The organism is Amycolatopsis dongchuanensis, assembly GCF_039542405.1.
GTDB lineage: Bacteria > Actinomycetota > Actinomycetes > Mycobacteriales > Pseudonocardiaceae > Amycolatopsis_E > Amycolatopsis_E sacchari.
Map to the genome: position 1 here is coordinate 16,011 of NZ_BAABIB010000091.1, position 22,249 is coordinate 38,259.

The following is a 22,249-nucleotide window of genomic DNA, read 5'->3' on the forward strand; positions in this document are numbered from 1 at the left end:
TGCCCCCCGCTCCTCAGCGCGTTACTTCACCGCGCCCATCGACAGGCCGCGGACGAGGTGGTTCTGCGCGATCCAGCCGACGATCATCACCGGCAGGGACGCCAGCAGCGCCGCCGCGGACAGCTGCGCCCAGTACAGGCCCTCGCTCGTGATGAACCCGACCAGGAACACCGGCACCGTGCCGGCGCGGGCCGCGGTCAGGTTCACCGCGTAGAAGAACTCCGTCCACGAGAAGATGACGCAGATCAACGCGGTCGCCGCGATGCCGGGCGCCACCACGGGCAGGATCACCCGGTACAGCAGCAACGGCAGCTTCGCGCCGTCCACCCGGCCCGCCTCGATCATCTCCGTCGGCACCTCGAGGAAGAACGAGCGCAGCATCCAGATCGCCAGCGGCAGGTTCATCGCGGTGTAGAGGATGATCAGCACCAGCACGTTGTCCAGCAGCTGCGTCCGCTGCGAGATCACATACAGCGGGATGATCGCCGCGACGATCGGCAGCATCTTCGTGGATAGGAAGAAGCCCAGCACGTTGCTGGTCTTCGGCACCGGCGCGAGCGAAAGCGCGTACGCCGCGGGCACGCCCACCAGCAGCACGATCAGCGTGGACACGACCGTCACGAACGCGGAGTTCGCCAGGTACGGCAGGAAACCGCGCTCGATGATGTTCGCGAACTGCGACAGCGTCGGCGAGAAGAACAGGCGCGGCGGATCGGTGTAGGCGTCGGCCTCCTGCTTGAAGGAGGTCAGCACCATCCAGATCAGCGGGAACACGAACAGGATCGCGATGACCCAGGTGACCACGCTCAGCGAAATCCCGCCCGCGCGGCGTTGTGCGTGCGTCGTCATTTCACACCCCTGCTCACGTCGAAGGTGCGGAACATCAGCCGCAGCGCGAACGTCGCCACGATCAGCGTCAGCACGACCGTCACCACGCCCATCGCGGACGACTGGCCGATGTCGAAGCCCTGGAACGCGCGCTGGTAGATGTAGTACGGCAGGTTCGTGCTGGCCGTGCCCGGCCCGCCCTGCGTCATCAGGAAGATCGCGTCGAAGCTGTTCACGATGTAGATCGCGCCCAGCAGCACGGAAAGCTGGATGTAGCGCGACAGGTGCGGCAGGGTGATCGACGCGAACGTGCGCCACTTCCCCGCCCCGTCCACCGAAGCGGCCTCCAGCACGTCCTTCGGCTGGCTCTGCAGCCCGGCCAGGAGCAGCAGCATCATGAACGGCGTCCACTGCCACACGATCTGCGCCATCACCGACGCCAGCGGGAACTCCGACAACCAGTCCGTGTCCCCGCCGAACACGAAGTTCAGCAGCCCGTACGTCGGGTCGAACATCGTGGTCTTCCACAGCAGCGCCCCGGCGGCGGGCAGGATCAGGAACGGCGTGATGAGCAGCGTGCGCACCACCCCGCGGCCGAGGAACTTGCGGTCGAGCAGCAGCGCCAGCCCGAGCCCGAGCACCAGCGCGACGAACACGCACACCACCGTGATCAGCACGGTGTTGAGCAGCGCGCCGCGGAACTGGCTGTCGGTGAACACGTCGGCGTAGTTCCGCAGGCCGACGAAGTGCTGCGAGCCGGGGCGGACGAGGTTCCACGACTGGAACGAGTAGATCACCGTGACCACGAACGGGATCTGCGTCACGATGATGGTGAACAACAGCGCGGGCAGCAACGGCGCCCGGCGGGCCCACGCGCCGGAGCGCGAGCGGGTCCTGGCCGTCGTGGCGCGGGCGGGGGTTTCCAGTGAGGGAGCTACCGCAGTCATTTCGTCTCCCGGTAGGACTCGCCGACGGTCTGCGCGTACTTCTGGGACTGCTCCAGTGCCTCGTCGACCGAGACCTGCCCGGCGATGGCGGCGGACAGCTCCTGGCTGACGCGCGTGCCGAGGTCCTGGAACTCGGGGATGCCGACGAACTGGATGCCAGTGTAGGGCACCGGCGTCACGTGCACGTTCTCCGGTTTCGCCGCGTCGATGCTGTCCAGCGTCGGCTGGGCGTAGGCCTTCGCGGCTTCGCGGTACTCGGGGATGTCGTAAGTGGACAGACGGCAGCCCGGCGGCACGCGGTTCCAGCCGTAGGTCTTGCCGACCAGCTGCACGAACTCCTTGCCGGTCATCCAGTTCAGGAAGTTCCACGCGGCCTGCTTGTCCTTGGCCACCTTGGGGATCGCGAGCGACCACGTGTAGAGCCAGCCGCTGGACTGGGTACGCACGACGGGCGCGGCGACGTAACCGGACTTGCCGACGACCTTGCTGTTCTCGGGGTCCTCGTTGGTGCCCGCCATGACCGTGGCGTCGTACCACATCGCGGCCTGCCCCTGGGCGTACCGCGTGCCGCACTCCGAGAACCCGGCGCTCGACGCCCCGACCTCACCGTGGTTGCGCACCAGGTCGACGTAGAAGTTCGCCGCCTGCTTGAACTCCGGCGAGGTCAGCTGCGCGTTCCAGTTCTGGTCGAACCACGAGGCGCCGAACGTGTTCGCGACGGTGTCGAACGGGGCGAGGTTCTCGCCCCAGCCCGGCTTGCCCCGCAGGCAGATACCGGAGATCCCGGCCGCCTTGTCGTCGAGCTTCGCGGCGAAGTCGGCGATCTGCTGCCAAGTCGGGTGCTCGGGCATGGTCAGCCCGGCCTTCTCGAACAGGTCCTTGCGGTAGGCCAGGAACGACGACTCGCCGTAGAACGGCACCGCGTACAGGGAACCGTTGTAGGACAACGACTCCTTGATGCTCGGGATGAAGTCGCCCGGGTCGTAGCCGGGGGTACGGTCGACGTAGGGCTGCAGGTTCTCCAGCCAGCCGTTCGCCGCCCACTGGGGGGTCTCGTAGTTGCTGATCATCACCACGTCGAACTCGCCGCCCTGCGTGGCGGTGGAGGCGGTGATCTTCGCGCGGGCCTGGTTCTCCGGCAGCGACACGAACTTCAGGTTCACGCCGGGGTTGGCCCGCTCGAACTCGCCGGACAGCGAAATCGCGTCGTTCATCTGCGGGTTGGCCACGATGGCGATGACGAGCGTCCGCCCGCCCGAGCCGATCGCGCCGGCACCGGCGCAGCCCGTCAGCGCGAGCAGTGCGGCGACCGCCAGCAGGGCGAGGCGCTTACGCATCGGTCCCTCCCGGCAGCACCTGCACCTTCAGCCCCGCACCACTGCGCATGAGGTCCAGTGCTTCCGGGAACTTCTCGAGTGGAAGCGCGTCGGTGAGCAGCGCCCTGGTGTCGATCGCGCCACCGGCGACCAGGTCGAGCGCGGCCCCGTAGGAGTGCAGTACTGCCATCGAACCCACCACCGTGATCTCGTCGTTGTAGATACGGAAGGGAGAAAGCGCTATCCGGGCCTCGGCGGGCGCGACCCCGAACACCAGGAACCGGCCGCCGCGGCGCAGCGCGTCGAACGCGGCCTCCATCGCGGGCGCGGCACCGGTGCAGTCGACGGAGGCGTCGAACCGCTCACCGTCCAGTTCGGACACGTCACCGGCGACGGCGTGCGCGCCGAGGTCCTTGGCCCGCGGCAGGCGGCTGGTGTTGCGGTCCACCATCGTGACCCGCGCGCCCGCCCGCTGCAGGAGCTGCTGCATGATCAGGCCCATCGTGCCGGCCCCGACGACGAGAAAGCGCTCTCCCGCCTCGACGCCGATCCGGCGCACGCCGTGCACGGCGCAGGAAACCGGCTCGACGAGCGCACCCTCCTGCCAGCTCAGGTGGTCGGGCAGGCGGTAGCAGTTCGCCGAGGGCACGGCGACGTACTCGGCGAAGGCGCCGTCCACCGTGTCGCCGGTGGCGCCCCAGTTCTCGCAGAGGTTGCCGTGGCCCGCGCGGCACGGGTCGCAGTACCCGCAGAACAGCGACGGGTCGACCGCGACCCGGTCACCCACCTGCCAGCCGCCCGGCACGTCCGGCCCGACCTCGACGATCTCGCCGGCGAACTCGTGGCCGGGGACGATCGGGTACGGGGTGGGCGGGAAGTGGCCGTCGGCGATGTGCAGGTCCGTACCGCAGATCCCGGTGGCGCCCACCTTGACCACCACCTGGCGTTCCCCGGGGGTGGGGTCGGGCACCTCGCCGACCCGAATCGAACCCGGCTGGTCAACGATCGCGGCCCGCACTCCGGCTCACCTCTCCCTGCGCTCAAATGAGCGCGTCACGACACTGTGGTCCTATGCATGCCCGAGCATTAGAGGACTTTCGCCCATACCTCGTCAACCAGCAGGACGCTATAGTGCTCAAGTGAGCGTCAAGCGGAATCTCGCGGACACGATGACCTCGGCCGTCATCGCCCACCGGTTCTACGTGGGCGGCCGGTCCAAGATCGAGATCGCCGAGGAGTTCGGCATCAGCCGCTTCAAGGTCGCGCGCGTGCTCGACTGGGCGCGCGAGAGCGGGCTGGTGCGCATCGACTTCGACCTGCCGGTGCCGGTGGACGTGAAGCTGTCGGACCAGGTGCGGGCGGCCTACGAGCTGGACCAGTGCTTCGTGCTCGACCGCACGGCGAGCGAGGGCGAGCGGCCGGAGGTGCGGCGGCGCATCGGCGCGGTCGCGGCGCGGCTGCTGTCGGAGATCGTCACGGAGAACGACGTGCTCGGGTTGTCGTGGGCGCGCTCGGTGAACGTGACGACGGAGGCCGTGCGCAGGCTGCCGAAGGTCCCGGTGGTCCAGCTGTGCGGGGTGCAGGCGGGCATCGACAGCCGGGACCGCTCGGTGGAGACGGTGGCGCGGCTGGCCGCGACGTCGGGCGGCGAGGCGTACCCGATCTACGGCCCGCTCGTGCTGCCCGACCGGCGCACGACGGAGATCCTGCGGCGGCAGCCGGGGATCGCGGAGACGTTCGGCCAGTTCAAGAACCTGACGAAGGCCGTGGTGAGCATCGGCGCGTGGCTGCCCGGTGAGTCCACTGTGTACGACGCCGTGCACCCGGACGAGCGCAGGGCGATCGCCGAGCGCGGCGCGAAGGCGGAGGTCGCGGCGCGGCTGTTCGACGGCGAGGGCAAGCCGATGGACACCGGGCTGGCGCACCACGTCCTCGCGATCAGCACGGAGGAGCTGCTGCGCGTGCCCGAGGTCATCGCACTCGGCTACACGGCCCCCAAAGCCGAGGCGATCGACGCCGTGCTGCGCTCGGGCCTGGTGTCCACGCTCATCACGGACACCCCGGCCGCCATCCGCCTGCCCCGGCTAGCGGGTTAGCGACACCGGCAGGGTGTCGACGCCGTAGACGACGGACGTCTGGCGGTACGCGAGCTCGTCCGGTGCGACGGCCAGGTGCATGTCCGGGAACCGGCGCACGAGCGCGGGGTACGCGGCACGCAGCTCCATCCGCGCCAGCTCCGCGCCGATGCACCGGTGCACGCCCCAGCCGAACGCCAGGTGCGACGACGGCTCACGCGTCGCGTCGAAGGTTTCCATGTCCTCGCCCAGCTTCGCGTCCCGGTTCGCGCCGCTGAGCGACACGAACACGACGTCGCCCTTCGCGATGCGCGCGCCCGCGATCTCGACGTCTTCCTTGGCGAAGCGCGGGAAGGCCACCTGCACCACCGTCAGGTACCGCAGCAGTTCCTCGACGAACGGGTTCACCGACTCGTCGTCGTCCCGCACGCGCTCGAACGTTTCGCGGTCGCGCAGCAGCACGATCGCGCCCAGCGCCAGCATGCTCGCGGTCGTCTCCAGCCCACCGGTGAGCACGCCGTCGGCCAGCCCGGCCAGCTCGACGTCGGAGATCTCGTCGCCGTGCTCCTTGATGAGCATCCCGAGCAGCCCGTCCCCCGGCGACTCGCGCTGCTTCTTGACGATCTCCATCAGGTACGACAGGGACTCCGAAATCGCCCCGAAGGACGCGCCCGCCCCGGCGAACAGGTCGAACCGGACGGTGCTCAGCCGCTGGAAGTCCGCGCGGTCGGCGTAGGAGACGCCGAGCAGCTCGCAGATCGTGAGCGACGGGATCGGCAGCGCGTAGGACTGCATGAGGTCGACCGGACCCTCGGCCGCCGCCATCGCTTTCAGCTGGTCTTCGATGATCTCGTCGATGCGCGGCGTGAGCCGGCTCAGGCGGCGCATCGTGAACTCGGGCGTCAGCAGCTTGCGCAGCCGCGTGTGGTCCGGCGGGTCGGCGAACCCGAGGCCGCCGGGGTTCTGCTCCGCGGACATCCCCGCCGTGCCCACGAGGTTGGTGTAGTCGTTGCTGAACTTGCCCGCCGCGGCCAGCACTTCCTTGGCCTCGTCGTAGCCGGTGACCAGCCACGCGCGCAGCCCGAACGGCAGCTTGAGCCGGGCGATGGGTTCCGTCCCGCGCTTGTGCCCCAACTCCGGCACCGGGTCGAGGCCGGTGCGGCGCAACGGCATCAGGGTGGATTCGGGCAGCAGGGAAAGCAGGTCCACGCCCTTCTTCTGCTTCCGCTGGATGTACTTGCGCCCTGCCCACCCGATCACCCGGGAGCGAAGATCGGTCATGGTCCGGATGCTACACGCGGGAACCCGCAGCTCCGCCCGTGTTTGTCGGCCTCCCCACTTCGCGGTAACAGCCCGCGCACTGTCACTCACCCAGGTGAGTCAAAGCACCCACACCGGTGAGAAAGGGGGTCCGCTCGGAGCGGCCAGGGTAAGCCGCAGCGAGGTGGCGGGGACGGGCCCCGGAACCGGGAGACGGGAGTAGGCATGCCGAAGAACGTGGGCAGGTGGCTGGCGGCGGCAGCGCTGGGCGTGGTCGTGCCGCTCGCGCCGGCGGCCGCGGAAGCGACGGCGGCGACCGTGCCCGTGGCGCAGTACGCACAGCCCGGATCGCAGCAGAACGACAACGACCAGCCGGGGAACGACAACGACAAGACCAACGACAACGGGATGTGGGGGCTGCTCGGCCTGTTCGGGTTGCTCGGCCTGCTGGGCCTGACGCGCCGCTCGCCGAGGACGCCGAAGTCCGACGTCGTGCCCGAACCGCGCCCCGCCCGCCGACCGGAGGAGCCGCGCGCCGACACGGCTTCCGGCGTGTACCCGAACGCCGTCGCGGCCGGGTATCCGCCCCACGCCTCGACCGCGGAACGCCCGGCGTACGCGACCGGGGAACGCCCGGCGTACGCGACGGGGGAACGCCCGGCGTACGCGACGGGAGAACGCCCTGGGTACGCGACGGGGGAACAGCAGGCCTACGGGACGGGGGAACAGCAGGCGTATTCGGCGCCGACGGGTGAGCAGCCGGTGTACGCGCCGACTGGTGAGCAGCCCGCGTATGCGCCGCCGGCGGGTGAGCAGACCGCGTACCCGGCGGCTGAGCAGTCGGGTTACCGCCAGCCCGTGGGCGAGCAGGGTGCCATGGGCAACTACCCGCCACCGGAGCAGACCGCGCCGCCGACCGGTGCCGCGCCCGAGGGGAGGCGCCGCCGGTTCTGAGCGGCAGAATGCCAGCTCCTGCCCCACCCCGACGGGGCAGGAGCCGGCTCTTTTTTGGGGTGTCGGGAAAGCGCTTACCCGACCTTGACCCTCGCCAGGGCACCGACCGCAAGCACTCGCCCGGCCAACCACGGAAGCGTCGGTCGCCAGAAAGCGCTTACCCGGGCCTGACCCCCGCCAGCCCGCCGACGGCAAGCACGCACCCAGCCAGCCAGGGCAGGAGCCCGCCGCCAGAAAGCGCTTACCCGGGCCCTGTCCCGGCCAACCCGCCGAAGGCGAGCACGCGCCCACCAACCACCGCACGCATGAGCCAGCCTCGGGAAAGCGCTTACGTTGCCTGACCCCCGGCCAGGCCGCAGACGGCAAGCGCGCGCCCGGCCAACCGGGGCGGGAGTCAGCCATGGGAAAGCGCTTTCGCCGCCCTGACCCCGCCAACCCGCGGACGGCGAGCACGCGCCCGGCCAACCACGGCAGCAGTCGGCCGCCTGAAAGCGCTTACCCGCGCCCTGCCCCCGGCCAACCCGCCGACGGCAAGCGCGCGCCCGGCCAACCTGGGCGGGAATCAGCCGCCTGAAAGCGCTTACCCGGACACTGCCCCGGCCAACGCGCCGACGGCGAGCACGCGCCGCACGAGCCACTCGCCAGAAAGCGCTCACGCCGCCCGAACCCCTTCCAACGTGCCGACCGCGAGCACGTGCCCCGCCAGCCGCGGCAGCAGGCCGTCCACGGCACCGCCCCCGCCCGGGTCCACGGCCGTGTCCAGTGCGTACAGGTGGAACCGGTACCGGTGCGTCCCGTGGCCGGGCAGCGGCCGGGGGCCCACGTAACCGGTGCGGCCGCGGTGGTTCGGCACGTAGCGGAAACGCCCATCCTCAGCCGCCAGCGCACCTTCCTCCAGTTCGGACACCGCCGCGTCGAACAGGGCCACCGTGTGGATGCCCGGTTTCGCCGTCGGCGTGTCCACGTCTTCGATGATCAACAGCAGCGCACGCGTCCTCGCGGGAAGTCCACGCCACCGCAGCGCGGGTGAGGTGTTCACGCCGATACCCGGACCGCAGTGCCGGGCCGGAATCGTTTCGCCGTCGCGGAAAGCGGGTGAAGTGACCTCGATCCGGTCCGAAGTGGTCAGTTCCGGGGCCCGAGTGACACTGAGTGCCTCGTCCGCGCGTTCGCGGCGCAGCAGCCAGCCGAGCGGGGTCAGCAGGAGTTCGAGCAGCTTCACGAGGAGCCTTCCGTCGAGGGGGAGTCGGCGATCGCCTGGAGGAGGCGCGCGGCCTCCGCGAGGGTGCGGCGCTGGTCGGCGGTGAGGGCGCCCAGCTGCGAGCTGAGCCAGTTCTCCCGGTGCCGCAAGGATTTCTCCGCGATCTCCCGCCCGCCCGCGGTGAGCACGAACAACACCCGGCGCCGGTCGGCGGAGTCCCGTTCGCGGACGACCTGACCGTCGGCTTCGAGCCGGTTCACGGTCTGGCTCATCGACCCCGGCGTCACCCGCGCACGGTCGCTCAGCTCGCCGAGGCTGAGCGGGCCGTGCTTGCGCAACTGGTGCAACACGAGCAGGGCGGCCTCGGCCACCTCGCCATCGGCCCGCTCGGACCGGAACCGGCTGTACACGCGCGCGACCGCGGTGCGCAGCTCCGCACCCAGTTCCGGGATCGGCACATCCTTCGCTGACTTCGCCACGATTCTTTAGTATAACGAAAGAATACGCTTAGTACTACTAAGGATGGCGATGGTGGAGAAGAAGCCCTTCGGCCTGCGGTTCACCGGCCCGCTGATGCTCGGCACGACCCTCAACCCGCTGAACAGCTCGCTGATCGCCACCGGCCTCGCCGGGATCGCGGCCGACTTCTCACTCGGCCCCGGCACGGCGGCGACGCTGGTGTCCGTGCTGTACCTGTGCAGCGCCGTGATGCAGCCGACGATGGGCAAGCTGGCCACGTTGTTCGGACCCCGGCGGATCTTCCTCACCGGCGTGGCGATCCTGCTGGTCGGCGGCGCGCTCGGCGGGCTCGCGGTGAACTTCGGCATGCTGCTCGTCTCGCGGGCGCTGATCGGCGTCGGCACCTCCGCCTGCTACCCGGCGGCGATGGCGCTGGTGCGCCGGCGTGCCGACCGGCTCGGCACCGGCGTACCCAGCCGCGTGCTCGGTGACTTCAGCATCGCCGCGCAGGTCACCGTCGTGCTCGGCCTCCCGGTCGGCGGGGTGCTCGCCGGGGCGTTCGGCTGGCGCGGGCTGTTCTGGGTCAACGTGCCGCTCGCCGCCGTCACGCTGGTTTCGGCTTTCTTCGCCGTCGAGAAGGACGAACCCCGATCCCGCACCCGCGCCGCGATCGACCTGCCGGGCATCGCGTTGTTCGCGGGTGCCGTCGTCGTGCTGCTGCTCTTCCTCGGCGGCCTCGCCCATCCCGTGTGGTGGCAGCTCGCCGTGGCGGTCGTGCTCGTCGCCGCCCTGCTGCTGTGGGAAAGGCGCGCCACCGCTCCCCTGATCGACGTGCGGATGCTCGCCGGAAACGGCCCGCTGCAACGAACCTACCTGCGTCAGCTCGTCGTCGGACTGGGCGTCTACACCTCGCTGTACGCCACCAGCCAGTGGATGCAGGAGGCGGGCGGGTACTCCGCCTCCGCGTCCGGGCTCCTCCTGCTGCCCATGTCGCTGCTGAGCATCGTGCTCGCCCGCGTCACGTCCGCCAGGGGCTGGGTCCGGCTGCCACTCACCGCGGGCGCCGCCGCCGTGATCGCCGCGGGCGCGCTGATGCTCGACGTCCACCGCGGCTCGCCCGTCCCGGTACTGATCGCCCTGTCGGGCCTGTTCGGGGTGACGAACGGGCTGTCGAACTTCGCCAACCAGGCGACGCTCTACGCCCGCTCCCCCGGCGACACGATCGCCGTCGCGGCCGGCCTGTTCCGCACCGCCGGCTACATCGGCGCGATCTTCTCGTCGAGCCTCATCGGCATCACGTTCGGCGGCCAGGTCACCGACGCCGGCTTCCACCGGCTGGCCCTGCTCGTCCTCGGCATCGGGGTGGTCTCGACCCTGCTCGCGGGCCTGGACCGGACGATCCCGGTCAGAGCCGGTTCACGTCCGTGATGCGCAGGACGGCCGAGCCCGCCTCGTCGGAGGCCGCGAGGTCCACTTCGGCGCTGATCCCCCAGTCGTGGTTGCCGTCGGGGTCATCGAAGATCTGGCGCACCCGCCACACCTCGGGCTCCTGCTCGATGATCAGCAGCGCGGGGCCGCGGGCGTCCGGGCCGGTGAGCAGCTCGTCGTGCTCCTCGTAGTACTCCTCCAGCGCGGCCTCCCATTCGACCGCGTCCCAGCCGGACGCCGCGTCCAGCTCGCCGAGCTCCTCGTACGCCCGCCGCGCCGCCAGCTCCACGCGGCGGAACAGCTCGTTGCGCACGAGCACCCGGAACGCGCGCTCGTTGCGCGTGACCGGGGGCGGGCCCTCCGGCAGCGACGGCGCGTGCGCCGCCGGATCGGTCGGGTGGCGCAGCGCCTCCCACTCGTCCAGCAGGCTCGAGTCCACCTGACGCACCAGCTCGCCGAGCCACGCGATGAGGTCCTGCAACGGCTCGGTCTTCGCCTCGTCGGGCACGGTGTGGCGCAGCGCGTCGAACACGTCCGCCAGGTACCGCAGGACCAGGCCTTCCGACCGCGCGAGCGAGTAGAAGTTGACGTACTCCACGAAGTTCATCGCGCGCTCGTACATGTCGCGCACCACGGATTTCGGCGACAGCTCGTAGTCCGCGACCCACGGGTGCCCGCGCCGGTACGTCTCGTACGCCGCGTGCAGCAGTTCCTCCAGCGGCTTCGGGTACGTGACCTCGTCGAGCAACGCCATCCGCTCGTCGTACTCGATGCCCTCGGCCTTCATCGCCGCGACGGCCTCACCGCGTGCCTTGAACTGCTGCTGCGACAGCACCGGCCGCGGGTCGTCCACAGTGGACTCGATGACGGACACCACGTCGAGCGCGTACGTCGGCGACTCCACGTCCAGCAGCTCGATCGCGGCGAGCGCGAACGGCGACAGCGGCTGGTTGAGCGCGAAGTCGAACTGCAGGTCCACCGTCAGCCGGACGGTGCGGCCCTCCTCGTCCGGCTCGTCCAGCCGCTCGACGACCCCGGCCGCGAGCAGCGCGCGGTAGATCGCGATGGCGCGCAGGATGTGCCTGCGCTGCGCCTGCCGGTCCTCGTGGTTGTCTTCCAGCAGGTGCCGCATGTGCTCGAACGCGTTGCCGGGACGGGAAATCACGTTCAGCAGCATCGAGTGCGTGACGCGGAAGCTCGACGTGAGCGGCTCCGGCGGCGACGCGATCAACCGCTCGAAGGTGCTCTCGGTCCAGTTGACGAACCCCTCCGGCGCCTTCTTCCGGACGATCTTGCGCTTCTTCTTCGGGTCGTCGCCCGCCTTCTCCAGCAGCTTCGCGTTCTCGACCACGTGGTCCGGCGCCTGCACGACGACGTACCCGTCGGTGTCGAACCCGGCACGCCCCGCGCGGCCGGCGATCTGGTGGAACTCGCGTGCCTTCAGGTGCCGCTGCCGCACCCCGTCGTACTTCGTCAGCGCGGAGAACACGACCGTCCTGATCGGCACGTTGATGCCGACGCCGAGCGTGTCCGTCCCGCAGATCACCTTGAGCAGGCCGGCCTGGGCCAGCTGCTCGACGAGCCGCCGGTACTTCGGCAGCATCCCGGCGTGGTGCACCCCGATGCCGTGGCGCACGAGCCGGGACAGCGTCTTCCCGAACCCGGCCGAAAAGCGGAAGTCGCCGATCATCTCGGCGATCGCGTCCTTCTCCGCGCGGTTGGTGACGTTGATGCTCATCAGCGCCTGCGCGCGCTCGACGGCCGCGGCCTGCGAGAAGTGCACGACGTAGACGGGCGCCTGGCCGCCGTTGAGCAGCTCGGACATCGTCTCGTGCAACGGCGTGAGCGCGTAGCGGTACGTCAGCGGCACCGGCCGCTCCGCGGACGTGACGACCGCCGTGCTGCGCCCCGTGCGCCGCGTCAGGTCCTTCTCGAAGAAGGAGACGTCGCCGAGCGTGGCCGACATGAGCACGAACTGCGCCTGCGGCAGCTCGACGATCGGCACCTGCCACGCCCAGCCGCGGTCGGGCTCGGAGTAGAAGTGGAACTCGTCGGCGACCACCTGGCCGACGGGCGCGTCGGCACCGAAGCGCAACGCGATGTTCGCCAGGATTTCCGCCGTGCAGCAGATGATCGGCGCGTCCGGGTTCACGCTGGAGTCGCCCGTCATCATGCCGACGTTGTCCGCGCCGAAGATCTCGATGAGCGAGAAGAACTTCTCGCTCACCAGCGCCTTGATGGGCGCGGTGTAGTAGGAGCGCCTGCCGTGCGCCATCGCGGTGAAGTGCGCACCCACGGCGACCAGGCTCTTTCCCGAGCCGGTCGGTGTGGAGAGGATGACGTTGGCACCGGAGACGACCTCGATCAACGCCTCCTCCTGCGCCGGGTACAGCTCGATGCCGCGTTCGGTCGTCCAGGACGAGAACGCTTCGAACAGCGCGTCGGGGTCGGGATCCGCTGGTAGGAGGTCTGCGAGAGTCATCGTGGGTCCATCGTGCCATCCCCGGTGCCGGGGCCATGGGGCCCATCGCGGTCACACCCGCAAACCCGTAGGCTTCGCTGCACACAGGTGGTGAACCGGAGGACTGGCAATGGCACAGGACATCGTCCCGATCGAACTGGGACTGCCGCAGGGGGACCTGGTCACCCTCTGGGCCCCGCGCTGGCGGGAGGACGGTGAGGAGTGGGAGGCCTTCCTCGGCGACGGCGAGGACCTGTACGCCTTCCCCGACGCCGCGCACCTGGCGGCCTTCGTCCGCACCGCCGAGCAGCACGACCTGATCGACCACCCGGCGTGGCACGTCGTGCCCGCGCTGAACGTCCCCGAGCTGATCCCCGACGACGACCACTCCTACGACCTGGTGGGCGTGCCGGAGCTGGTCGCCGAGGAGCCGGACTCGTGGACCATCAGCGAGCTGGCCGAGATCGTCGGCATCGTCCGCTCGCTCGCCGACGTGTGCGAGCTGGACGAGGTGCACGAGGTGCTCGACGCCACCGAGGGCTTCTCGCTGCTGGACCAGGGGCGGCTGCCGTTCACCGGCCGCGAGGGCGAGCGCCTGTGGACCGACCTGTCCGAGGCGGTGTCGGAGAAGTGGGACACCGTGCTCGACGCGATCGACAGCCTCGTGAAGGTGCCCGACGTCGACGCCGCGACGCTGGACCAGACCGCGGAGGAGCTGGCCGCGTTCCTGGAGGAGTCCGCCGAGGCGGAGGCCGGGGTCGAGGCGCAGGACGACGAGGACCTCGACACCACGGTCGACGAGGCCGACGAGGAGGACGACGAGCCGACGGGCTTCTGGGCCGAGGTCGGCATCGACCCGATCAAGATCGTCACCTCGGACAAGGAGTACTACACGCTCCGCTGCTACCTCGACGACGAGCCGGTGTTCCTCGGCAGCGACGGGCGGATCGACGTCTACACCTCGCCCAAGGCGCTGCTGCGCGCGCTGGCGGACCCGGGTGAGCTGGCCGAGACCGACCTGGCGCAGGTGTCCACTTGGGACGAGGTGCTCACGAAGGCGACCGCGGGCGAGCTGGAGCTCGACGTCGACACCGACAACACCTACGTGCTCGCCGGTCTCGCCGAGGACCTCGGCGAGGGCCCCGACTCGGTCGACCCGACGCAGCTGGAGCTGGCGGTCGAACTGCTCACGGACGCCGGGGACTGGGCGGACGACGACAGCGCGGGCGCCGCACTGTCCTCTTCGGAGAGTCTGGGCTGGCTGGTGTCGTTCGTGCTGCGGCCGGACCCGAACCGGCTCGCGCCGAGCGCCCCGTTCGACACCGAGCAGAGCGAGTGGCGCAAGCTCGTCGAGGCGTTCGAGAACCGACTGCGGGCGCACTGACGGCCCCTCCGGGTTGCCCGTAAGACTCCGGATCGGTGCGTCCGGTGCCGCCTACCCCTAGGGTCACGCACACCGTTTTCACCGATCCCCCCGGGAGTTCCTCGATGCCTTCGTCCGGCAGATGTCTTGCCGCCCTGCCCGTCCTCGCACTCGGCCTGGCCGCCTGCGGCACCGACGCCCCGGCCGCCTCGAGCGGGCCGGCCCCGTCCTCGGCGGCCGCGTCCACGTCGTCGGCCGCGGCCGCCGGCCCCGAGGACGCCGTGAGCACGTGGGTCACCGCCGTCCTGCGCGAGGAGTACCAGAAGGCGTGTGAGCTGACCGCCTCGCCGGGCGACGACCTGAGCAAGTGCTCCTCCCCCACCGCGACGAGGACGTTCAGGTCGCTGCACGAAGCGTGGGCGAAGCCGGGCGTCACGCTGCCGCCGCAGGCGCCCGTGAAGGTGAGCACCACCACTGCCGGGGGCGACGCGATGAGCGTGCCCGACACCGCGATCACCGTGGACGGGCACAGCCTGCACGACCTGATGCTGATCGGCTCGAGCGGCGAAGGGGTCGGGAACTTCCACCTCACCCTCAAGCTCAAGCAGCAAGACGGCTCCTGGCGCGTCAGCGGCCTCGACCTGAAGTGAGCGCCCGCTCCGCCTGAACCGGCGTGAGGCCGATGGCCAGCACCGGGAAGATGGCCGCGACGCAGAACGCCAGCGCGTACCGCGAGTCGCCGATGACCAGGCCCAGCAGGGGCGGCGTGAGCGACGAAGCGATGTTCTGCGCGGTGTTCTGCGCGCCCATCGCCCGCCCCGCCCAGTCGATCCCGGCGAGTTCGGCGGAGGCGGTGAAGCCCAGCCCGTTGTCGGCGACGGTGATCACCGCGGCGAGCACCAGCGCCAGCAGCACCAGCCATGGCCACGTCGCGTCGCCGAGTGCGACCAGCAGCATCACCGCGGCGCTGGCCACGGCGAGCTGCCGCATCGGGCGGAGCCTGCTGCCGACGCGGTCCGACCAGTAGCCGGACGCCAGCCGTCCCGCGGCGCCCAGCGCCTGCACCGCCGCGAGGAACCACCCGGCGGCCAGCGGGCTCCAGTGGTGCGCGCTGACCAGGTACACCGGCGCGAACGCCGACACCGCGAACTGCGGCACCACCAGCAGCGTGCTCGCCCCGTGCAGCCGCCACAGCGCAGGCTGCCGGTACGGCGAAACCGCCTTCGGCGCGCCCGCCTTCTTCGGCGGGCGCGGCGGGTCGAGCACCAGCCACGCGACCAGGGCCGCGACCACCAGCGCCAGGCACGCGGGGAACAGCATCGCGGCGTGGAAACCCCAGTGCTGCGCCAGCGGCGGCAGGCCCAGCGCGGCGACCCCGACGCCGAGGGGCTGCGCGGTCTGCCGGATGCCCATCGCGACCCCGCGCTCGGACGGCGCGAACCAGCCCATCACGGCCCGGCCGCTCGCCGCGTTGACCGACGCCGTGCTGGCGCCGGCCAGCAGGAACAGCGCGATCATCAGGCCCAGCGGCGGACCGCCCAGCCCGACGGCCAGCAACAGCAGCCCCGAGCCGCCCAGCCCCAGCGCCATCACGAGCCGCTCGCCGTAGCGGTCGGCGGCGGCGCCCCACGCGATGAGCGTGAACAGCAGGCCGACGCTGGGTGCCGCGACCACGGTCCCGGCCTGCGCGAGCGACAGGCCGTCCGCCGCCCGCATGGCCGGGACCAGGAACGGGATGCCGTACAGGAACGCGCAGCTCGCGGTCTGGGCGGCGAGCCCGAGCGCGAGGATGCCCCAGCGCCGTTTGCTCTCCGTGCCCGGTACCGCGGTGCCCGCCATCGTTGCCATCCCAAAATGTGAGAAGTAGCTCTTACATCTTGGACATTACTTACTCAGGCTAACTACAGCAAGGGGTTTCCCGCACGGTCACACCAGGTGGGCGTAGCCCGGTTTGATCACGTTGTCGATCAGGTCCAGCCGCTGGTCGAAATCGATGAACGCGGACTTCATCGCGTTGATCGTGAACCACTGGAGATCCGCCCAGCCGTAGCCGAACGCCTCGGCCAGCGCGGCGAACTCGCTCGACACCGTGCAGCCGCTCATGAGGCGGTTGTCGGTGTTGACGGTCACCCGGAAGCGGAGCCGCTTCAGTAACCCGATGGGGTGGTCGGAGATCGACGCGGCGGCCCCGGTCTGCACGTTCGAGGACGGGCAGATCTCCAGCGGGATCCGGCGGTCGCGGACGTAGGCGGCGAGCCTGCCGAGCTCCACCGACCCGTCGGGACCGGTCTTGATGTCGTCCACGATCCGCACGCCGTGCCCGAGCCGCTCGGCGCCGCAGTGCTGAATGGCCTCCCAAATGGACGCGAGCCCGAACGCCTCACCGGCGTGAATGGTGAAATGCGCGTTATTCGTACGCAGATATTCGAAAGCGTCGAGATTACGGGTCGGCGGAAATCCGGCTTCCGGTCCCGCGATGTCGAACCCGACGACTCCGGCATCCCGGTAACGCACCGCGACTTCCGCTATCTCCTGTGCGCGGGCGTGCTGACGCATCGCACACAGAAGAGTACCCATTCGGATGTTTTTCCCCTGTTGGGCGGCCCGGCGCTCACCCTCCGCAAACCCCGCCTGGACGGCCTCCACGACGGCGTCCAGCGACAGACCGCGCTCGGCGAACAGCTCGGGCGCGTACCGGACCTCGGCGTAGACCACCCCGTCCGCCGCGAGGTCCTCCGCGCACTCCGCGGCGACCCTGACCAGGGCTTCCTCGGTCTGCATGACGCCGCAGGTGTGGGCGAAGGTCTCCAGGTAGGACTCGAGCGAGCCCGAGTCGGCGGCCTCGCGGAACCAGCGGCCCAGCTCGTCGGCGTCCGTCGTGGGCAGCGCGTCGTAGCCGGTGGCCGCGGCGAGCTCGACGACGGTGGCCGGACGCAGGCCACCGTCCAGGTGATCATGGAGTAACACCTTGGGCACGGAACGTATCGCTTCCAAGGTCAACGGGGGTACGGCAGCAGACATGCCCTCACGGTACCCACGGCCCCGTCACCCCGATGGCCGCTGAACTCTCCACCTCGACCTCACCCTCAGCTCCGCAGGCAGCGGGCGGAATGGGCCATGTGAGTAGCGCGGGACCGGCCCGCCTTTACGGGGGCGATACCCAGAGCAATTTTATCCCGGTTAAGCTTCGGCCCAACGTCCCTTCTTTCCCCGCCGACGAAGGACCTCGAAGTGACCACTGACAATCACATTGGAGCGCCGTCCTTCGACCGGATGCGCAACATGCTGGTGCGTGCGGCCGAAGTCCGGGAGAGCGAGCAGCAGCAGATCTTCGACGCTCTCGACGACATCTACGCGCGGCTCGCGCCCGTCGACTCGCTCGGCGCCGTGCGCAAGCGGCTGTCCGAACTGCCCGACCGCACCGAGGTCAGCGTCCTGGCCGAGCGGCTGGACGAGGCCATGTCGAAGCTCGAGGCGCAGGACAACGCGATCGCGGACCTGGCGCGGGCGGTCGAGAGCATCGTCGACAAGCTCGCGAAGCCGTTCGCGCAGCTCGACGGCAGGCTGGACGGCGTGGCCGCGCGCTTCGAGGGTGTCGCGGGGCGCATGGACGGCCTCGAGGACAAGCTGGAGAGCATCCACCGGCGGCTCGACGAGCTGAACGGGCACCTGGACAAGCAGGACGCGAAGCTGGACGCGCTGCCGCAGTCGGTGCACGGCCCGGTGAACGAGCGGCTCGACCGTGCGGAGGCGGCGCTGCGCGAGCGCGTCGAGGCGGGCGACGCCGATCTGCGTGAGCGGATCGAGTCGGGGCAGGCCGAGCTGCGGTCGCGGGTGGACACCCTCGACACGGCGACGCGGGAGCGCCTGGAGGCGACCGCGCAGGGCCTGCGCACGGCGATCGACGAGACCGGCGAGATGCTGGACTCGACCCAGCGGCTGGACGGCCTGTCGAGCAAGCTGGAGACGATCACCAACCGCCTCGACGACCTGACCGGCCGGATCGACAAGGTCGAGGAGGGCGTGAACGCCCAGTTCGGCGACCTCGGCGGTTCGGTGAAGAGCGGTTTCTCACGGGTCGAGAACACGCTGTCGAGCCGTCCGGACGCGGACAACGTGTCGAACCTGGTGCGCCAGCACAACGAGGAGTCGGAGCGCCGCATCGGCGGCCAGCTCGACGAGGCGATGGCGACGTTCGCGGAGCTGATGCTCGGCGGCGGTCCCGCTGTCCCGCAGATCGCCCCGCCCCCGCCGGCCCCGCGCCAGCCCCGCCGCGCGAGGAACGGCCGCGCACCGAAGGGCACGGAGATCAAGGCGAAGCCGGACACCGACGAGTCGAACGAGAACTAGGCACAAGGGCCCTCCCACTACTCCACAGAGCGGGAGGGCCCTTTTTCATGCCCACAGCACCCAACCGCCGCCCGGCGATGCAACGCGAGCGGCCACACCGCCCACACCCACCCCCGCCCCGATCCCCAGCCGCACTTACGGCCGCTCCGGCGAGTCAAGGGTGGGCGGGGGTGGGGCCGCTCAAGCAGGCGCGCCAGCGCCGGGCACACAAGCCGCACCCCCACCCCCAGCCCCAAGCCCCACCCCGACGATCAACCCAAATCAGCCAGATCCAGCACGAACCGGTACCGCACATCCCCCCGAGCCAACCGCTCCAAGGCCTCCCCGACCCGCCCGGACGGCAGCACCTCGACGTCGGCAACCACCCCGCGCTCAGCGGCGAAAGCCAGCATCTCCGCCGTGCCCCGCCGCCCGCCGGTCCCGGACGAGGTCACCTTCTTCCGCCCGTAGACCAGCTTGATCAGCGGCGCGGGCTCCTGCAGCGGGTAGCCGAGCACGCTCAGCGTCCCGTCCAGCGTCAGGAGATCGACCAGCGGTGACAGCTCGTGCGGCCCGGGGATGGTGTCCAGCACCAGGTCGAACCGCCAAGCCGACTGGCGCAGCTGCGCTTCATCACTGGTGACCACCAGGTCGGTGGCGCCGAGCCGACGCGCGTCGTCGAGCTTGTCCGGGGTGCGGCTGAGCACGGTGACCTCGGCACCGAGCGCGGCGGCGAACTTCACGGCGAGGTGCCCGAGACCGCCCAGCCCGGCGACGGCGACCTTGCTGCCGGGCCCGACGCCGGCCGCACGCATGGCTTCCCAGGTCGTGATCCCCGCGCACAGCAACGGCGCCGCGGCCGCCGGGTCGAGCCCGTCGGGCAGCCGGTAGGCGAACTTGTCGCGCAGCACGTACTCGCGGCTGTAGCCGCCCTTCGTCACCGTGCCGTCGATGCGGTCGGTGCCGCCGTAGGTGTTGACGCCGCCCTCCAGGCAGAAGTTCTCCTGCCCCGCCTGGCACATCGCGCACTTCCCGCAGGAGTCGACGATGGTCCCGACCGCGACGCGGTCCCCGACGGCGAAGTCCGTCACCGACGGGCCGACCTCGGTGACGGTGCCGGTGAACTCGTGCCCCGGGACCATCCCCTCGGTCGGCTTGCCGGTGAGGCCTTGGAGCGCGTGCAGGTCGCTGTGGCAGACCCCGCAGTAGTCGACGCGCACGGCTATGTCGTCGTCACGCAGGTCGCGACGCTCGAACGGGAGCCGCCGCAGTTCGGTGCCGCCGGCGCTCTGCCAGCCAGTGGTCGTTCGCATGGGAATCCTTCCAGACAGACTATTCGGTCTGTTTCCAGCGTACACGCAAACAGACTGGTTCGTCTGTTAGGGTTGTTCCCGTGCCCGCACTGCCGACCACCCCGCGTGGCGCCGCGACCAGCCGGCGCATCCTCGACGCCGCCGCGGTGGAGTTCGCGGAACGCGGCATCGCCGGCGCCAGGGTGGACCGCATCATCGCGGCGGCCCAGACCAACAAGGCGCAGCTCTACGGCTACTTCGGCAACAAGGACGGGTTGTTCGACGCGGTCGTCGCCGACCGGGCCGACCGGCTCGTCGACGCCGTCCGCTTCGACGCGAACGACCTGCCCGGCTGGGCGGTGGCGATGTACGACGAGACCCTGCGCCACCCCGAACTGGTCCGGTTGATGACCTGGCTGCGGCTGGAGCGCCGTCCGACCGGCAGGCTTTCCGACGGCGCGAACGACGAAGCCAAACTCTCGGCCATCGCGGCCGCCCAGGCGGCGGGTCGCGTCCGGCCCGGGGATCCGCTCGACCTGTTCACCATGGTCCTGGCGATGGCCTTCGCGTGGTCACCGGTCAGCGGGATGCACGCCGCCACGCCGGACGACCCGGCCGAGGACCACGAACGCCGTCGTCAGCTGCTCCGCGAGTGCGTCGAGCGCGCGGTGATGCTCTAAGCGCGCACGGTCTCCAGCACCAAAGGCCGCTGAGACACGGGCCCGTCGCCGACGACGACGGCCCCTTCCAGCGCCTCCAGAGCTCCCGCCACTGCCTCCGGCGTGTCGGTTCGCAGCTCCAGCAACGGTTCCCCCGCCGAGACCCGATCACCGGGTTTCGCTTGCAGGACAACGCCTGCCGCGTGCTGGACCGGGTCCTCGCGGCGTGCCCGTCCCGCGCCGAGGCGCCACGCCGCGACGCCCACGGCATAGGCGTCCAGCTGCTCCAGGATCCCGTCGCGTGGCGCGGGCACCACGTGCACGTGCTCGGCGACGGGCAACGGCGCCTCCGGGTCGCCGCCCTGGGCGCTGATCATGCGGCACCACGTCTCGTACGCCTCCCCGGACGCGAGCACCGCCGCCGGGTCCGCGTCGATGCCCGCCAGCGCCAGCATTTCCCGCGCCAGCGCGACCGTCAGCTCGACGACGTCCGCCGGTCCCCCGCCACGCAGCACCTCGACCGACTCCGCGACCTCCACGGCATTGCCCACGGCCCGGCCCAGCGGCACGGACATGTCGGTCAGCAGCGCCGTCGTCGCGACCCCGTGCGCGGTCCCGATCTCGACGAGCGTGCGCGCCAGCTCCCGCGCCTGCTCCGGGGTTTTCATGAACGCGCCCGAGCCGCACTTGACGTCCAGCACCAGCCCCGACGAGCCCTCGGCGATCTTCTTGCTCATGATCGAACTCGCGATGAGCGGGATGGACTCGACAGTGCCCGTGACGTCCCGCAGCGCGTACAACTTCCGGTCGGCGGGCGCGAGCCCCTCGGTCGTCGCGCACACCACGGCGCCGACGTCGTTGAGCTGCCGCGTGATCTCGTCGGTGGACAGCGCCGCCCGCCAGCCGGGGATGGACTCCAGCTTGTCGAGCGTGCCGCCCGTGTGCCCGAGCCCGCGCCCGGACAGCTGCGGCACGGCGGCCCCGCACGCCGCGACGAGCGGGGCCAGCGGCAGGGTGATCTTGTCGCCGACCCCGCCCGTCGAATGCTTGTCCACGGTCGGCCGGTCCACGGCCAGCGACAGGCGCTCCCCGGAGTCGATCATCGCGCCGGTCCACGTGGCGGTCTCGCGGGCGTCCATGCCCCGCAGGAAGATCGCCATCGCCAGCGCGGCCATCTGCTCCTCGGCCACGGCTCCGCGCGTGTAGGCGTCCACCACCCACGCGATCTGCTCGTCCGACAGCCGCCCACCGTCCCGCTTCGCGCGGATGACGTCGACCGCGGTGATCACGGCAGGTCGTCCGGGCCGAAGGCGTCCGGCAGCACCGACGACATCGGCAGGATGCCCGACGGGGTGTCCACCAGGCACTCCGGTCCGCCGTGTTCGTACAGCAGCTGGCGGCAGCGGCCGCACGGCATCAGCAGGTCCCCGTCGCCGGAGCGGCAGGCGACCGCCACCAGGCGGCCGCCGCCGGACAGCCGCAGCTGCCCCACCATCGTGCACTCGGCGCACAGGCCGAGCCCGTAGGAGGCGTTCTCCACGTTGCAGCCCTGCACGACCCGCCCGTCGTCGGTCAGGCCCGCCACGCCCACCCGGAGCTTCGAGTAAGGCGCGTAAGCGCTTTCCGCCACCCGCACGGCTTCCGCCCGCAGCGCATCCCAGTCCACAGTGGACACCC

General features: G+C 70.6%; 20 protein-coding genes. 7 read left to right on the forward strand and 13 right to left on the reverse strand.

Annotation, left to right across the window (positions count from 1 at the left end):
* Positions 1 to 21: 21 nt before the first annotated feature.
* Genes ABFX51_RS24660 through ABFX51_RS24675 form a run of 4 tightly spaced genes read right to left on the reverse strand, consistent with a single transcriptional unit; the run spans position 22 to position 4,109 of the window.
* Positions 22 to 849 (reverse strand): carbohydrate ABC transporter permease, encoded by an 828-nt coding sequence (locus tag ABFX51_RS24660; protein WP_091504886.1) that lies wholly within the window; start codon positions 847 to 849, stop codon positions 22 to 24.
* Positions 846 to 1,775: a carbohydrate ABC transporter permease gene (locus ABFX51_RS24665; RefSeq protein ID WP_091504887.1), complete on the reverse strand. Its 930-nt coding sequence runs from the start codon at positions 1,773 to 1,775 to the stop codon at positions 846 to 848. Before ABFX51_RS24665 ends, ABFX51_RS24660 begins: the two co-directional genes overlap by 4 nt.
* Positions 1,772 to 3,112, reverse strand: coding sequence for an ABC transporter substrate-binding protein (locus ABFX51_RS24670; protein WP_091504888.1), 1,341 nt, complete (start codon positions 3,110 to 3,112; stop codon positions 1,772 to 1,774). The genes ABFX51_RS24665 and ABFX51_RS24670 overlap by 4 nt, the downstream gene beginning before the upstream one ends.
* Positions 3,105 to 4,109: a zinc-dependent alcohol dehydrogenase family protein gene (locus ABFX51_RS24675; RefSeq protein ID WP_091504889.1), complete on the reverse strand. Its 1,005-nt coding sequence runs from the start codon at positions 4,107 to 4,109 to the stop codon at positions 3,105 to 3,107. Before ABFX51_RS24675 ends, ABFX51_RS24670 begins: the two co-directional genes overlap by 8 nt.
* A gap of 151 nt (positions 4,110 to 4,260) precedes the next feature.
* On the opposite strand from ABFX51_RS24675, the gene ABFX51_RS24680 reads away from it, so the two are divergent.
* Positions 4,261 to 5,187, forward strand: coding sequence for a sugar-binding transcriptional regulator (locus ABFX51_RS24680; protein WP_091505186.1), 927 nt, complete (start codon positions 4,261 to 4,263; stop codon positions 5,185 to 5,187).
* On the opposite strand, the gene ABFX51_RS24685 is transcribed toward ABFX51_RS24680, so the two are convergent.
* Positions 5,176 to 6,447, reverse strand: coding sequence for a cytochrome P450 (locus tag ABFX51_RS24685; RefSeq protein ID WP_177228566.1), 1,272 nt, complete (start codon positions 6,445 to 6,447; stop codon positions 5,176 to 5,178). The genes ABFX51_RS24680 and ABFX51_RS24685 overlap by 12 nt on opposite strands.
* 204 nt (positions 6,448 to 6,651) lie before the next feature.
* Between ABFX51_RS24685 and ABFX51_RS24690 the strand changes: the two genes are divergently transcribed.
* Complete coding sequence (locus tag ABFX51_RS24690) at positions 6,652 to 7,380, forward strand: WGxxGxxG family protein (RefSeq protein ID WP_143249812.1); 729 nt, start codon at positions 6,652 to 6,654, stop codon at positions 7,378 to 7,380.
* A gap of 652 nt (positions 7,381 to 8,032) precedes the next feature.
* Here the strand turns inward: ABFX51_RS24690 and ABFX51_RS24695 are convergent.
* Positions 8,033 to 8,602, reverse strand: coding sequence for a YbhB/YbcL family Raf kinase inhibitor-like protein (locus ABFX51_RS24695; RefSeq protein ID WP_177228567.1), 570 nt, complete (start codon positions 8,600 to 8,602; stop codon positions 8,033 to 8,035).
* Entirely contained in the window at positions 8,599 to 9,060 is a 462-nt protein-coding gene (locus ABFX51_RS24700) for a MarR family winged helix-turn-helix transcriptional regulator (protein ID WP_177228568.1), read from the reverse strand. Before ABFX51_RS24700 ends, ABFX51_RS24695 begins: the two co-directional genes overlap by 4 nt.
* Positions 9,061 to 9,109: 49 nt before the next feature.
* Here ABFX51_RS24700 and ABFX51_RS24705 point away from each other — a divergent pair, with 49 nt between their 5' ends.
* Positions 9,110 to 10,468: an MFS transporter gene (locus ABFX51_RS24705; protein WP_218153413.1), complete on the forward strand. Its 1,359-nt coding sequence runs from the start codon at positions 9,110 to 9,112 to the stop codon at positions 10,466 to 10,468.
* Here ABFX51_RS24705 and ABFX51_RS24710 read toward each other — a convergent pair.
* Complete coding sequence (locus ABFX51_RS24710; RefSeq protein WP_091504893.1) at positions 10,446 to 12,950, reverse strand: DEAD/DEAH box helicase; 2,505 nt, start codon at positions 12,948 to 12,950, stop codon at positions 10,446 to 10,448. The two genes, ABFX51_RS24705 and ABFX51_RS24710, sit on opposite strands and share 23 nt — an antisense overlap.
* A 109-nt stretch (positions 12,951 to 13,059) precedes the next feature.
* On the opposite strand from ABFX51_RS24710, the gene ABFX51_RS24715 reads away from it, so the two are divergent.
* Together ABFX51_RS24715 and ABFX51_RS24720 are read left to right on the forward strand one after the other, a co-directional pair.
* A complete protein-coding gene (locus ABFX51_RS24715) occupies positions 13,060 to 14,313 on the forward strand; it encodes a primosomal protein (protein ID WP_091504894.1) in 1,254 nt (417 codons plus the stop codon).
* 104 nt (positions 14,314 to 14,417) lie between these two features.
* Positions 14,418 to 14,942 carry a hypothetical protein gene (locus ABFX51_RS24720; protein ID WP_245782941.1) on the forward strand — a complete coding sequence of 175 codons (525 nt, stop codon included), beginning with the start codon at positions 14,418 to 14,420 and terminating at the stop codon, positions 14,940 to 14,942.
* Here ABFX51_RS24720 and ABFX51_RS24725 read toward each other — a convergent pair.
* Entirely contained in the window at positions 14,920 to 16,140 is a 1,221-nt protein-coding gene (locus ABFX51_RS24725; RefSeq protein ID WP_091504895.1) for an MFS transporter, read from the reverse strand. The two genes, ABFX51_RS24720 and ABFX51_RS24725, sit on opposite strands and share 23 nt — an antisense overlap.
* 78 nt (positions 16,141 to 16,218) lie before the next feature.
* Positions 16,219 to 17,313 (reverse strand): adenosine deaminase, encoded by a 1,095-nt coding sequence (locus ABFX51_RS24730; RefSeq protein ID WP_091504896.1) that lies wholly within the window; start codon positions 17,311 to 17,313, stop codon positions 16,219 to 16,221.
* 210 nt (positions 17,314 to 17,523) lie between these two features.
* Here ABFX51_RS24730 and ABFX51_RS24735 point away from each other — a divergent pair, with 210 nt between their 5' ends.
* Complete coding sequence (locus ABFX51_RS24735) at positions 17,524 to 18,642, forward strand: PA containing protein (RefSeq protein WP_177228569.1); 1,119 nt, start codon at positions 17,524 to 17,526, stop codon at positions 18,640 to 18,642.
* Between the two features lie 251 nt (positions 18,643 to 18,893).
* Here the strand turns inward: ABFX51_RS24735 and ABFX51_RS24740 are convergent, their stop codons facing one another.
* The gene (locus tag ABFX51_RS24740; RefSeq protein ID WP_091504898.1) at positions 18,894 to 19,934 is read right to left on the reverse strand and encodes an NAD(P)-dependent alcohol dehydrogenase; all 1,041 of its coding nucleotides are present in this window, start codon (positions 19,932 to 19,934) and stop codon (positions 18,894 to 18,896) included.
* 80 nt (positions 19,935 to 20,014) lie between these two features.
* Here ABFX51_RS24740 and ABFX51_RS24745 point away from each other — a divergent pair, with 80 nt between their 5' ends.
* A complete protein-coding gene (locus ABFX51_RS24745) occupies positions 20,015 to 20,593 on the forward strand; it encodes a TetR/AcrR family transcriptional regulator (protein WP_091504899.1) in 579 nt (192 codons plus the stop codon).
* Here ABFX51_RS24745 and ABFX51_RS24750 read toward each other — a convergent pair.
* Positions 20,590 to 21,861 carry a thymidine phosphorylase gene (locus tag ABFX51_RS24750; protein ID WP_091504900.1) on the reverse strand — a complete coding sequence of 424 codons (1,272 nt, stop codon included), beginning with the start codon at positions 21,859 to 21,861 and terminating at the stop codon, positions 20,590 to 20,592. The genes ABFX51_RS24745 and ABFX51_RS24750 overlap by 4 nt on opposite strands.
* Positions 21,858 to 22,238, reverse strand: coding sequence for a cytidine deaminase (locus tag ABFX51_RS24755; protein ID WP_091504901.1), 381 nt, complete (start codon positions 22,236 to 22,238; stop codon positions 21,858 to 21,860). Before ABFX51_RS24755 ends, ABFX51_RS24750 begins: the two co-directional genes overlap by 4 nt.
* Between the last annotated feature and the right edge of the window lie 11 nt (positions 22,239 to 22,249).